Origin of the sequence: Citrobacter sp. Cm038, assembly GCF_030333105.1 — a bacterium.
Taxonomy (GTDB): domain Bacteria; phylum Pseudomonadota; class Gammaproteobacteria; order Enterobacterales; family Enterobacteriaceae; genus Citrobacter; species Citrobacter murliniae.
Genome location: NZ_JAOWGO010000022.1, coordinates 174,304 through 187,491, shown reverse-complemented (window position 1 = coordinate 187,491; position 13,188 = coordinate 174,304). Strand labels below are relative to the sequence as shown.

At 52.1% G+C, this 13,188-nt stretch carries 10 protein-coding genes; 3 read left to right on the top strand and 7 right to left on the bottom strand.

Annotated elements, in window-relative coordinates; genetic code table 11:
• Positions 1-34: 34 nt before the first annotated feature.
• The 4 genes from proY to phoB form a co-directional block, all read right to left on the bottom strand.
• On the bottom strand, positions 35-1,408 hold the full coding sequence (gene proY, locus OGY01_RS12235) for a proline-specific permease ProY (RefSeq protein WP_045440458.1): 1,374 nt from the start codon (positions 1,406-1,408) through the stop codon (positions 35-37).
• 81 nt (positions 1,409-1,489) lie between these two features.
• Complete coding sequence (gene brnQ / locus OGY01_RS12230; RefSeq protein ID WP_045440455.1) at positions 1,490-2,809, bottom strand: branched-chain amino acid transporter carrier protein BrnQ; 1,320 nt, start codon at positions 2,807-2,809, stop codon at positions 1,490-1,492.
• A gap of 407 nt (positions 2,810-3,216) precedes the next feature.
• Positions 3,217-4,512, bottom strand: a complete 1,296-nt coding sequence (phoR, locus tag OGY01_RS12225) for a phosphate regulon sensor histidine kinase PhoR (protein WP_045440453.1) — start codon at positions 4,510-4,512, stop codon at positions 3,217-3,219.
• A gap of 50 nt (positions 4,513-4,562) precedes the next feature.
• The gene (gene phoB, locus OGY01_RS12220) at positions 4,563-5,252 is read right to left on the bottom strand and encodes a phosphate response regulator transcription factor PhoB (protein WP_045440451.1); all 690 of its coding nucleotides are present in this window, start codon (positions 5,250-5,252) and stop codon (positions 4,563-4,565) included.
• Positions 5,253-5,441: 189 nt separating this feature from the next.
• Between phoB and sbcD the strand changes: the two genes are divergently transcribed.
• Both sbcD and sbcC read left to right on the top strand, forming a co-directional pair.
• Positions 5,442-6,644 (top strand): exonuclease subunit SbcD, encoded by a 1,203-nt coding sequence (sbcD, locus tag OGY01_RS12215; RefSeq protein ID WP_286493167.1) that lies wholly within the window; start codon positions 5,442-5,444, stop codon positions 6,642-6,644.
• Entirely contained in the window at positions 6,641-9,784 is a 3,144-nt protein-coding gene (sbcC, locus tag OGY01_RS12210) for an exonuclease subunit SbcC (RefSeq protein WP_286493166.1), read from the top strand. Before sbcD ends, sbcC begins: the two co-directional genes overlap by 4 nt.
• A 246-nt stretch (positions 9,785-10,030) precedes the next feature.
• On the opposite strand, the gene mak is transcribed toward sbcC, so the two are convergent.
• Positions 10,031-10,942 carry a fructokinase gene (gene mak, locus OGY01_RS12205; RefSeq protein ID WP_225760580.1) on the bottom strand — a complete coding sequence of 304 codons (912 nt, stop codon included), beginning with the start codon at positions 10,940-10,942 and terminating at the stop codon, positions 10,031-10,033.
• A gap of 91 nt (positions 10,943-11,033) precedes the next feature.
• Here mak and rdgC point away from each other — a divergent pair, with 91 nt between their 5' ends.
• Positions 11,034-11,945, top strand: coding sequence for a recombination-associated protein RdgC (gene rdgC / locus OGY01_RS12200; RefSeq protein WP_045440439.1), 912 nt, complete (start codon positions 11,034-11,036; stop codon positions 11,943-11,945).
• Positions 11,946-11,989: 44 nt separating this feature from the next.
• On the opposite strand, the gene ppnP is transcribed toward rdgC, so the two are convergent.
• Together ppnP and OGY01_RS12190 are read right to left on the bottom strand one after the other, a co-directional pair.
• Positions 11,990-12,274 (bottom strand): pyrimidine/purine nucleoside phosphorylase, encoded by a 285-nt coding sequence (gene ppnP / locus OGY01_RS12195; RefSeq protein WP_045440436.1) that lies wholly within the window; start codon positions 12,272-12,274, stop codon positions 11,990-11,992.
• Positions 12,275-12,345: 71 nt separating this feature from the next.
• Positions 12,346-13,023, bottom strand: a complete 678-nt coding sequence (locus tag OGY01_RS12190) for an AroM family protein (protein ID WP_048221959.1) — start codon at positions 13,021-13,023, stop codon at positions 12,346-12,348.
• Positions 13,024-13,188 lie beyond the last annotated feature (165 nt).

Sequence of the window (13,188 nt, the reverse complement as noted above, 5' to 3'; positions counted from 1 at the left end):
GCCAGATAAGACATAGCGGTCATCCGGTAAAAAATTACTGTGCTTCAGCCAGTTGACGCTCGCGACGACGCTTAAATACCCAGCCAACCAACAACAGGATAATCCACGCGAAACCAACGTAAAGCGAAATACGAGTATCCGGGTGGTAACCGATGAGCGCGATAATAAAGACCAGGAAAATCAGGCCAACAACGGTCGTCGTCACTCCGCCAGGCACTTTGAATTTCAGCGCCTTAACCTCTTCCGGCGGCAGACGGCGGCGGAAGGCAATCTGCGACAGCAGAATCATAATCCACACCCATACCGTGGCAAACGTTGCCAGTGAGGCAATCACCAGGAAGACGTTTTCCGGCATGATGTAGTTGAGATAAACCGCAAACAACAGTGCGAATGTCATCACCATCACCGTCACCCACGGCACACCGCGACGTGAGGTTTTAGCAAACATTTTCGGCGCGCTGCCCTGCTCCGCCATACCGTGCAGCATACGGCCTACGCCAAAGACGTCAGAGTTGATCGCCGACAACGAAGCGGTCAGCACCACAAAATTCAGGATACCGGCGGCAAAAGTAATCCCCATGTGCTGGAAGGTCAGTACAAACGGGCTTCCATCTGTGCCGACCTGGTTCCACGGGTAGATGGACATAATGACGAACAGCGTGCCCACATAAAACACCAGGATACGCATCGGTACAGAATTGATAGCGCGCGGGATAGATTTTTCCGGGTCTTTTGCTTCACCTGCGGTAATGCCAATAATCTCAATCCCGCCATAGGCGAACATTACCATTTGCAGCGACATCACCATACCGAGCCAGCCGTTGCTGAAGAAGCCGCCGTTACTCCACAGGTTGTGGATGCCGGTCGGTTGCCCACCGTTACCAATGCCCCAGATGATGATGCCGAAACCAGCAACAATCATGATGATAATAGTGGCGACTTTAAAGAATGAGAACCAGAACTCCAGTTCACCAAACACCTTCACGCTCATCAGGTTAATGGCGCAGATAATCAATACCACGCTGAGGACCCAAATCCAGTGCGGTACGGCCGGGAACCAGACGCCCATATAAATACCGAAGGCAGTAACATCGGCGATGGCGACAATCAGGATTTCAAAACAGTAGGTCCAACCGGTAATGTAGCCCGCGAGAGGCCCGAGGTTTTCCTGCGCATAGCGCGAGAAAGAGCTGGCTGCAGGGTTATGAACTGACATTTCGCCCAGCGCACGCATAATTATGTACGCCGCCACGCCACCGATAAGATAGGCCAAAAGTACGCTTGGCCCCGCCATTTTGATGGCATCGGCCGAACCATAAAACAGCCCGGTACCAATTGCTGAACCTAATGCCATAAAGCGAATGTGCCGGGTGCTCAGCCCACGCTTTAGCTTGTTATTACTTTCCATCGATTCCTAACCTGTTAACACAATAAAAAAACCACGGGGCCATATTAATAGCCCCGTGGTTAAAACTTATTGTCAGTGATTTTAGTGTGCGCTGGAGGTCACTTGTCGACCCGCTGCGCGATCCCAGATTACTGCCAGGACCACCATCACGACTGTTGGCATCAACCACGCCAGACCTTGTTCCGCCAGCGGTAAACGCTGGGTCCAGGCCGGTAAGATGTCGCCAATTGCAGAAGCTTTAATGCCATCAAGGATACCAAAAATCAGACTGATAAACATCGCAGGTGCAATGACGCGGGAAGAATTATGCCACCATGAGCGGGTAAAGCTTAATACAACCAGTGCGATGCATGGCGGATAGATAGCCGTCAGCACCGGAATGGAGATCTGAATCAGGTGGCTCAGACCCAGGTTCGATACCACCATCGAGAAGCCGCCGAGGATAAACACCAGCGTACGATAAGACAGCGGCACATACTGGGCAAAGAACTCAGCGCACGCACAGGTCAGGCCAACTGCAGTCACCAGACAAGCAATAAAAATCAGTGCGGCCAGCAAGAAGCTACCTGCGCCACCGAAGGTATGCTGAACATACGCATGCAGAATCGCAGCACCATTAGCAGACTGATCGACCAGCGTCGCACTGTCAGAACCCAGGCGGAACAACGCAAGGTACAACAGCGTTAAGCCCACACCAGCCATCAGACCCGCCCAGACGGTATAACGGGTCAGCAGACGCGCTTCAGTAACGCCACGCGAACGAGCGGCATTAACAATAACAATACCAAAGACCATCGCACCCAGCGTATCCATTGTCAGATACCCGTTCACGAAGCCATTAGAAAACGCTGCGGTTTCATAGGCTTCCATGGCGTTACTGATCGGGCCCGCAGGCCAGACAATCGCTGCAACAGAAAGCACAACCAGCGCAATAATTTTCAGCGGCGCAAGGAAATTCCCCACCGTATCCAGCAGTTTGCCCGGATAGAGCGACACCAGAATAACAATCGCGAAATAAACCACGCTATAGATAAACAACGGCAGCGCCGAGTCACCAGTCAGCGGAGCAATTCCCACTTCAAAAGAGACTGTCGCGGTACGCGGAGTAGCAAATAACGGCCCTACCGCCAGATAACAAACGGTAGCCAGCAGTAAACCTGCTACTTTGCCGATCGGGGTGCTCAGGCTGTCTACACCGCCACCGACTTTCGCCAGCGCTACAACGGTAAGCACCGGAAGACCAACGGCGGTAATCAAAAAGCCAAAAGCCGCAGTCCAGACGTGTTCGCCGGCCTGCAAACCAACCATTGGGGGGAAAATGATGTTACCTGCACCAACGAACAGTGCAAATGTCATAAATCCCAGGGCGATAATATCGCGTGATTTTAACTGATGGGTCATAAAGTCTTACAGCCTGTGGATGTGGTGTTGAAAACGTTTAATTTTCTGCCGTTCCCTGAGGGACAATACAGCGGCATTTTTAATCAATTCCAGCGGGATATCCTCCCAACCAGACGCAGCGAAGAATAGTTTTTCGATTTACCGCGTAAATGCAGTCGGTATGACAGCACTTGGTGCGCAATTTAAACGCTTATAACGTTTTAAAGCAAGGTGGGATCTAAAAACCAGAACAATATAGTGATATGAAAAATTGAACCAGCACAAAACACCATTCCCGTGAAAAAGTCATGGGCAATAATGCGAACAAAAAACAATCAAACGTCGTAAAATTCAGGATGTCATTATTGACGATGATGAAAAAAGCCAGCTTGCGCTGGCTTTTGGAAAGTTAACATTACAAATGAGCGTTAGCGGTTACTTTTGGCAATTAAACGTTCCGGGAGTATGAAACTAAACCGCGTTCCTTTTCCTGGTGCACTGTCGATAATCAACCGACTGTCATGATGATTTAACGCATGCTTCACGATCGCCAGCCCTAATCCACTACCGCCCGTTTGCCGGGATCGCGCTTTATCCACGCGATAAAATCGCTCAGTCAGACGCGGGATATGCTCAGAAGCAATGCCGGGGCCGTTGTCTTCGACGCTGAACTCAGCGCCTTGGGTCACATGCTGCCAGCGAACGGTGATATGCGTTCCCGCAGGGGTATGGTTGACAGCGTTATAGATAAGATTCGAGATAGCACTGCGCAATTGCTCCTCATTACCCAACACACTTAGCTGGCTATCAACGTCAAAGGTAAAGGTGTGTTTATTCTGGCTCAGCGTTTGCGCCTCATGTTCAACCACGCGCAGTATCACCGGCACATCGACTTTTTCATTCAACAGCAGCGCTGGTGCGGCCTCGATTCTCGACAATGTCAGCAGTTGCTTAACCAGCCCTTCCATACGCTGTGTTTGCTCACGCATGGTGTGCAGCGCTTTTTCTCGCGTTGCACCTTCCAGGGGATGTTCCTGCATCATTTCCAGATAGCCTTGCAGCACCGTGATTGGCGTACGCAGCTCATGGCTGGCGTTGGCAAAAAAGTTACGCCGCGCGCCTTCCAGTTGGTGCATCTGGGTGACATCACGCGCCACCATCAGCAATTGCTTATCGGTATAGGGCATCACGCGAATTTCCAGATGTCGTCCGGTATTGAGAACCAAATTGATCGGTCGGCTAAAGTCGCGCGTTTTCAGGTACAACGTGAATTCCGGGTAACGCAGCAGGTTAAGAATATTTTGGCCGCTATCGTCCGGCCAGCGTAATCCCAGAACCTGCTGCGCCAGGCCATTACACCAGAAAATACCGCCCTCTTCGGTAGTCAGTACAACCGCGTCGGGGAGTGATTCAGCCCCACTACGAAAGCGTTTGATCAGATTACCCAGTTCACGACGGCGCTTCTTGTTACGTAGCTGCATTTGATGCAAACCGTACAGCAACGGTTCCCAACTGCCTCGCCCCGGCGGTGGTGTCATACTCCTGTCGACCCACAACCACCAGGACAAACGTAATAAATTCCAGAAATGCCAGACAAGCAGGCTTGTTACCGACGCCAGTAAAAACCAGGGCAGATAACCGAAAAAAGCACTAAGGATAAAAGCCGGTATGCAGCAAAGTATCAGCTCCAGTACCAGCCTTCTCCATGACAATCGTTCAAGCAAACGTCATACTCCATTTACAGCCAGGTCCATTAGGCTTGTATTCTTACCAGTCAGAAGCGGGTCGAAAAACGATATCCCGTCCCACGCACCGTCTGCACCATGCGATCGTGTCCGCTGTGCTCCAGCGCCTTGCGCAACCGGCGGATATGCACATCTACTGTCCGGTCTTCCACGTAAACATTGGTGCCCCAGACATGATTGAGTAATTGCTCGCGACTGTAGACGCGCTCAGGGTGGGTCATAAAGAAATGCAATAACTTGAATTCGGTGGGTCCCATATCAAGCGGATCCTCGCCGGTCATCACACGATGCGAGGTTGGATCCAGGCTCAGGCCCTGCATCTCAATGACCTCTTCAACCGCCATTGGCGAAATACGACGCAAAACGGCTTTAATACGCGCTACCAGTTCCTTGGGAGAAAACGGCTTAGTGATATAATCATCTGCACCGGTTTCCAGACCACGCACGCGGTCCTCCTCTTCCCCCCTTGCCGTCAGCATCATCACAGGAATGTCCCGCGTCATCGCTTCTCGCTTGAGATGTTTAATGAACTGCAGACCCGACCCGCCCGGAAGCATCCAGTCCAGCAGGATGAGATCCGGCCAGGGTTCATTAAGTTGGTTCACAGCACTGTCATAGTCTTCGGCTTCTACGGGATGAAAACCGTTTTGCTCGAGCACGAAGCAGACCATTTCACGAATTGGAGCTTCATCTTCTACGACCAGAATACGTCTCGCCATGATTTGCCCTGTTTTTTAATTAACTCGTTTATCATCAATACGGTGTCATTATGCGTCAGATTTATGACAGATTTATGAAAAGATAGTCCAGGTTTAACGAAGGTTGTTGAATTATGACAGCCCGGAGGCAAGATATTACCGTCCTGCAAAGGTTATAATCCTGTTCACGTTTTTTGCCATGGAACACTTATGCGCATCCTTCACACGTCTGACTGGCATCTGGGCCAAAACTTCTACAGCAAGAGCCGCGCCGCTGAGCATCAGGCCTTTCTCGACTGGCTTCTGGATACGGCACAATCCCATCAGGTGGATGCGATTATTGTGGCTGGCGATATTTTTGATACCGGCTCTCCCCCAAGCTACGCCCGTGAGCTATACAATCGCTTTGTTGTAAATCTGCAACAAACAGGTTGTCATTTGGTGGTGTTGGCAGGAAACCACGACTCTGTCGCCACGCTCAATGAATCCCGCGATATTCTGGCGTTTCTGAACACCACGGTGGTCGCCAGCGCAGGTCATGCGCCACAGATACTCCAGCGCCGCGACGGCACACCGGGTGCGATATTATGCCCGATCCCTTTTTTACGTCCACGCGACATCATCACCAGCCAGGCAGGACTCACAGGCGGAGAAAAGCAGCAGCATCTGCTGGGAGCCATCACCGACTATTATCAACAGCAATATGAGGACGCCTGTAAGCTACGCGGCGACCAGAACCTGCCCATTATTGCGACAGGGCATCTGACTACCGTCGGTGCCAGTAAAAGTGACGCCGTTCGTGACATCTACATTGGCACGCTGGATGCATTTCCGGCACAAAATTTCCCGCCAGCGGATTACATCGCGCTGGGACATATTCACCGGGCGCAGATCATCGGCGGAACAGAGCATATTCGCTACTGTGGCTCGCCGATTGCGCTGAGTTTTGATGAGTGCGGCAAAAATAAATGCGTTCATCTGGTGAGTTTCGAAGAGGGTAAGCTGCGCGCGGTTGAAAACCTCACCGTGCCGGTTACACAGCCGCTTGCGGTACTGAAAGGCGATTTAGCGTCTATTACTGCTCAACTTGAGCAGTGGCGCGACACAGATCAGGAACCGCCCATCTGGTTAGATATCGAAATTACCACTGATGATTATCTGCACGATATGCAGCGTAAAATTCAGGCCTTAACTGAAGACTTACCGGTAGAAGTCTTGCTGGTACGCCGCAGCCGGGAACAGCGTGAACGTATTATGGCGAATGAACGACGCGAAACGCTGAGCGAACTGAGCGTGACAGAAGTCTTTGACCGCCGCCTGGCGCTGGAAGAGCTGGAAGAACCACAGCGCGAGCGCCTGAATCAGCTGTTCAGTACCACATTACAGACACTCGCCGGGGAGCATGAAGCATGAAAATTCTCAGCTTGCGCCTGAAAAACCTGAACTCCCTGAAAGGGGAATGGAAAGTCGATTTCACGGCAGAGCCGTTCGCCAGCAACGGCTTGTTCGCTATCACCGGTCCGACAGGGGCTGGAAAAACCACACTGCTGGATGCTATTTGCCTCGCGCTGTACCACGAAACACCGCGACTGAGTAACGTATCTCAGTCACAAAACGATCTGATGACCCGCGACACCGCAGAGTGTCTGGCGGAAGTGGAATTCGAAGTCAAAGGCGAAGCCTATCGTGCCTTCTGGAGCCAGAACCGTGCCCGTAACCAGCCAGAAGGTAACCTGCAGGTCCCACGCGTAGAGCTTGCCCGTTGCGCCGACGGGAAAATCCTTGCAGATAAAGTCAAAGACAAACTGGAGATGACCGCCACGCTCACCGGGCTGGACTACGGACGATTTACCCGCTCCATGCTGCTTTCACAGGGGCAGTTTGCCGCGTTTCTTAACGCCAAACCGAAAGAACGTGCCGAACTGCTGGAAGAGCTGACCGGCACAGAGATCTACGGCCAAATCTCGGCGATGGTATTTGAAAAACACAAAACGGCCCGGACAGAGCTGGAAAAATTGCAGGCGCAGGCCAGCGGCGTTTCGCTGTTAGCAACAGAACAGGTGCAATCGCTCACAGAAAGTTTGCAGGTACTTACTGACGAAGAAAAACAGCATATTGTCAGTCAGCAAACTCAGCAACAGCACCTCAACTGGTTAATTCGGCAAAATGAGCTACAGACGGAAATAAACCGCCATCAGCATGCGTTGCGGGTCGCACAAGAGGCGCAGGAACAAGCGCAGCCGCAGCTGGCGTCACTCAGCCTGGCACTACCTGCCAGAGCATTACGCCCGTACTGGGATCGAATTCAGGAACAAACGGCTACACTCACCCAAGCACGCCAGAATATTCAAGAAGTGAATGCTCGCTTACACCACAGCTTAGCGCTGCGCAGTCGCATTCGTCAGCATGCGCAAAGGCAATCCGTCATAATGTTAACCGCACAACAGACGTTAACGAACTGGCTGGCCGAGCATGACCGTTTCCGTTTATGGAACAGCGAGCTGGCGGGGTGGAAAGCACTCTTTGCCCAGCAGTCTGACGCCAAAAACCAGCTACGCCAGTGGCAACAGTTGCGGGAGAACGACACGCGTAAACTGGAGGCTCTTGCGCAACCGACGCTGTCACTTTCGGCTGAAGACGTATCCCTGGCGCTGGCGCAACATGCGCAGCTTCGTCCGTTACGCCAGCATCTGAGCACGCTTCATGGGCAAATTGCCCCCAGGCAAAAACAGCTAACGCAACTGCGCACGACTATCCAACAGCGACAGCAGGAGCAGCTTCAGCGCAACGCCGCTCTGGCGGATAAACGCCAGCGCTATAAAGATAAAAATCAGCAACTTGCTGATGTAAAAACGATTTGCGATCAGGAATCCCGCATTAAAAATCTGGAAAGTCAGCGGGCATTACTGCAGTCAGGCCAACCGTGCCCACTCTGCGGCTCCATCACGCATCCGGCGATCGCGACTTATCAAACGCTTGAGCTGAGCGTCAACCAGGCACGGCGTGAAGCGTTAGAAAAAGAGGTCAAAACGCTGGCTGATGAAGGCTCTACCCTACGTGGGCAGCTCGACGCAATAACTCAGCAGCTACAGCGTGATGAACACGAAGCGCAGACGCTTTTTCAGGAGGAGCAAGCACTTACTCAAGAGTGGCAAACAGTGACCGCCGGTCTGAACATTACCCTCCAACCGCAGGACGATATCTCCAGTTGGCTCGCCGCCGAAGAAGAGCACGAGCAACAACTTCACCAGTTGAGCCTGCGCCATGCCCTGCAGGCGCAAATCACCGCGCATACAGAACAAATCTCTCACCTGCAGCAACAGATTGATCAACGCCAGAGCACGTTGCAGGCTGAGCTAACCCGGAATGGCCTGTCTCTTCCTGCCAATGGTGAAGAAGCTGCGTGGCTCAGCGAGCGGGCAAGCGAAACACAAATATGGCAGAGCCGCCAGAGTGAACTGACCGAGCTACAAGCGCAGATTGCGCAACTTACTCCTCTTCTGGAAACGCTACCTGAGACCGAAGTCATTCAGGATAACGAAGATAACCTGTCACTGGAAAACTGGCGACAGGTGCACGATGATTGCCTTTCATTACAGGGCCAGTTGCAAACACTGCAACAGCAGGAGGCACAAGACCTCCAACGCGTCGCTGAGATTCAGGCGCAATTTGATGCCGCACTGCAAACCAGCATCTTCGACGATCGCGACGCTTTTCTTGCCGCCCTGCTGGATGAAGAGACCTTTAACCGACTCGAACAGCTAAAGCAGTCGCTGGAAAGCCAGTTACAGCAGGCTCAAACACTGGTCAATCAATCGACACAGGCGCTGGCGACGCACCAACAGCAACCGCCCGTCGGCGCGGACCTCACCCTTAGTCAGGAACATCTTCGCGATACGCTGACGCAGCTCGCCCAAAGGCTACGGGATAACGCCACCCGTCAGGGAGAAATTCGCCAGCAGCTCAAGCAAGATGCCGAAAACCGTCAGCAACAAAAGAGTCTGATGCAGGAGATTGAAAAGGTCTCGCAGCAGGTCGAAGACTGGGGTTATCTGAACGCCCTTATCGGCTCTAAAGAAGGTGACAAGTTCCGCAAATTTGCGCAGGGGCTGACGCTGGATAATCTGGTCTGGCTGGCCAATAACCAACTGACCCGCCTGCATGGCCGCTACCTGCTACAGAGAAAGGCCAGCGAAGCACTGGAGCTGGAAGTGGTTGATACCTGGCAGGCCGATGCCGTTCGCGATACCCGGACACTTTCCGGCGGCGAAAGCTTCCTCGTCAGTCTGGCACTGGCGCTGGCGCTGTCCGATCTGGTCAGCCACAAGACGCGAATTGATTCCCTGTTCCTCGATGAAGGCTTTGGCACGCTGGACAGCGAGACGCTTGATACCGCCCTGGACGCGCTGGATGCCCTTAACGCTACCGGCAAGACCATTGGGGTTATAAGCCACGTCGAAGCGATGAAAGAGCGTATTCCGGTGCAGATAAAAGTTAAAAAAATCAATGGACTGGGTTACAGCAAACTCGACAGGATGTTTGCGGTGGAATAGGCCAGACTCTGTTGTAATGCCGGATAGCACAGATAAACGTGCATACCCAAAATAATTCGAGTTGCTTGTAGGCGGCAATTGAGTGAAGCCCCAGGAGCTTACTCAGGTAAGTGACTGGGGGAGTGACAAATCTGTCAGGAGCAGATTTGAATGCTGCGGAGCGGCGGCCCGTCAGAATGAGGTTAATGGACGAGCCGGGTAACGCGCAGCCAACTTGAAGTATGACGGGTTATCCGGCAAAAGAGATTATGACTCTTGCGGCCACAGCCAGGCCGCACCGCGTACGCCGCTGGAGTCACCGTGCAGCGCTTTTCGTAGAGGCGTTTCACACTCGCCGCCGAAGACAAACTGCTTAATCAACGACGGGACCGTTTGATACAACCTGTCGACATTGCTCATCCCGCCGCCCAGTACAATGACGTCAGGATCAAGAATGTTCACCACATGAGCTAACGATTTCGCCAGGCGTAACTCATATCGTCTCAGTGCCTGCTCAGCCAGGGCATCCTGCTCATCTACCAGGCGAATAATTTCACTGCCTTTTAGCTGATTTCCGCTCAGCCGATGATAATCCGTAGCAAACCCAGTCCCAGAAATGAAGGTTTCAATACAGCCCTGTTTGCCGCAATAACAAGGCACTTCCTGCCGATAACGCAGTTCATCCTCATCCATCCACGGTAGCGGGTTATGTCCCCACTCTCCCGCCGTACCGTTGCCACCGGTATGCGCTCGCCCATTCAAAGCCACGCCAGAACCACATCCCGTACCGATAATCACTGCAAACACGGTTTGCGCACCCGCCGCCGCGCCATCTACCGCTTCAGAAACGGCCAGACAGTTGGCATCGTTTGCCAGACGCACTTCACGCTTCAACCGCGCGCTTAAATCTTTATCAAAAGGCTGACCATTGAGCCAGGTCGAGTTGGCGTTCTTCACCACACCAGTGTAAGGGGAAATCGAACCAGGGATCCCCATACCAACGGTTCCCGTCTGGCCGGTTGCGTTTTCCGCCATTTCCACCAGCGTAGCGATTGTTTCTATTGTTTGCCGGTAATCATCACGCGGCGTGGGCAGGCGATGGCGAAAAAGCTGTTCGCCCAAATCACCTAGCGCAATCACTTCTGTTTTCGTGCCGCCTAAATCGATACCTATACGCACTGTATGTCCCTCTTCCCGATTAACAATGCAAGCATAGCGACAATTCGCTATTATGCCCGCTGGATTTAACGACAAGGCCGTGGAAATTATCATGCTGTGGTTCAAAAATTTAATGGTTTACCGTCTTAGCCGCGATGTTTCTTTGCGTGCCGAAGAGATGGAAAAACAGCTAGCCTCAATGACGTTTACCCCTTGTGGCAGCCAGGATATGGCAAAAATGGGTTGGGTTCCGCCGATGGGATCGCACAGCGATGCATTGACGCATACCGCCAACGGCCAAATTATTATCTGCGCCCGCAAAGAAGAGAAAATCCTGCCATCACCTGTGATTAAGCAGGCGCTTGAAGCCAAAATATTCAAACTGGAAGCTGAGCAGGGTCGCAAACTCAAAAAGACCGAAAAAGACTCGCTTAAAGATGAAGTGTTGCATTCATTGCTGCCGCGCGCCTTTAGCCGCTTCAGCCAGACAATGATGTGGATAGACACCGTCAATGACCTGATCATGGTCGACTGCGCAAGCGCGAAGAAAGCGGAAGATACGCTGGCGTTGTTGCGTAAAAGCCTGGGTTCTCTGCCGGTTGTTCCGTTAGCGCTGGAAAATCCGATCGAGTTAACGCTCACCGAATGGGTGCGTTCCGGCTCTGTCGCCCAGGGCTTCCAGTTGCTGGATGAAGCTGAACTGAAAGCCATGCTGGAAGATGGCGGCGTGATCCGCGCGAAGAAACAGGATCTGGTGAGCGACGAGATTGCCGTTCACATTGAAGCCGGTAAAGTCGTCACCAAACTGGCTCTCGACTGGCAACAACGTATTCAGTTTATGATGTGTGACGATGGCTCACTGAAGCGTCTGAAGTTCAGTGATGAACTGCGCGATCAAAACGAAGACATCGACAGAGAAGACTATGCTCAACGTTTTGATGCCGATTTCATCCTGATGACCGGAGAACTGGCGGCGTTAATCAAAAGCCTGGTGGAAGGATTAGGCGGAGAAGCACAGCGCTGATTAGGATGTGCCGGATGGCAGCTTCGTCATCCGGCATTTTACAATTACAAATAGCGGCAAAGATACGATGTTGGCTCTGCCACCTGCAGATGAAACTCACTGTGCCCTGGCACGTTGAACACGTCCCCTGCAGCATACACTTTCCACTCAGTTTCCCCTGGCAGCAACACATTCAGCGCGCCGCTAACCACCGTCATCTCTTCAGGTGCCGCAGTACCGAAAGTGTATTCGCCTTCCGCCATGACGCCAACGCTGGCACGGCCAGTACTGCTGCTGGTAAAACCAATCGATTTTACTTTGCCGGAAAAGTATTCATTACTTTGAAGCATACAACTGGCCCTATCTCGTTATTAAGTTAACAAACAATATAGGGGCCTGACGTTCCACCTGTCACGCAAAATTAAGCGAGCAGTTCTGAAGCCAACCGCGCAATCAGGACATTAGACAAAAGCACCGGAACATCCAGCGATTTTTGCAGTAAATCACGATGTCGCTGATTAAACCCTAAACAATCCAGCATGATCACATCAGCTCCTTGCTCAATGAGATCTTTCCCCGCATCGATCAGTTGTTGTGCGGATCCATCAAGAGGATTTGCCACGGCATAAACTGGCGGGGTCTGTAATACCTGCCATTTACTCACCTGGGCCTCAAGCAACTCAGTGACAGGCACAATCACCCCGACCTGATGCCCATCCACAATCGATGCCACCAGAGGGGGGATAATACGTAGGGGCTCAAGCAGGATGCTATTGTGTGCCGTCAGGCGGGCAATTGAAGCGGTACTCATCAATAAGATGACGTCAAAACCCTGGTTATCCAGCACTTCAACAATGCTTTGGAGATCGCGCTCAACTTTCTGGCGCGAGACATGAGCAAGCCGATGGTCGCTGAGCAACGTTAATAACAAATCATCACCTGGCGATACGGCATATTCGAGCATCACATCTTCCCTCTGCATCTGCCCCAGCAGACTATGGTGCGTGATGTGTTGCTCATCAATATATTCCGTCAGGAGCGGTAATACCTCACTCATCGGGACAACACCAATCGTGAGGATAGCCAGCGACGTACTCATTTGTTACTCCACCGTCTTCTTACTGCGTCATGAATTCCCAGGCAAATGCCGGACACCTACCTGCGCTACAAATGCTCAAAAGCGTAGCAGCAGATAAGCAAGGCATAATGTAAAGATTCCTAATCATTCCAGTATTATGTTGTTATCGCTTAATTTTCAATTTTC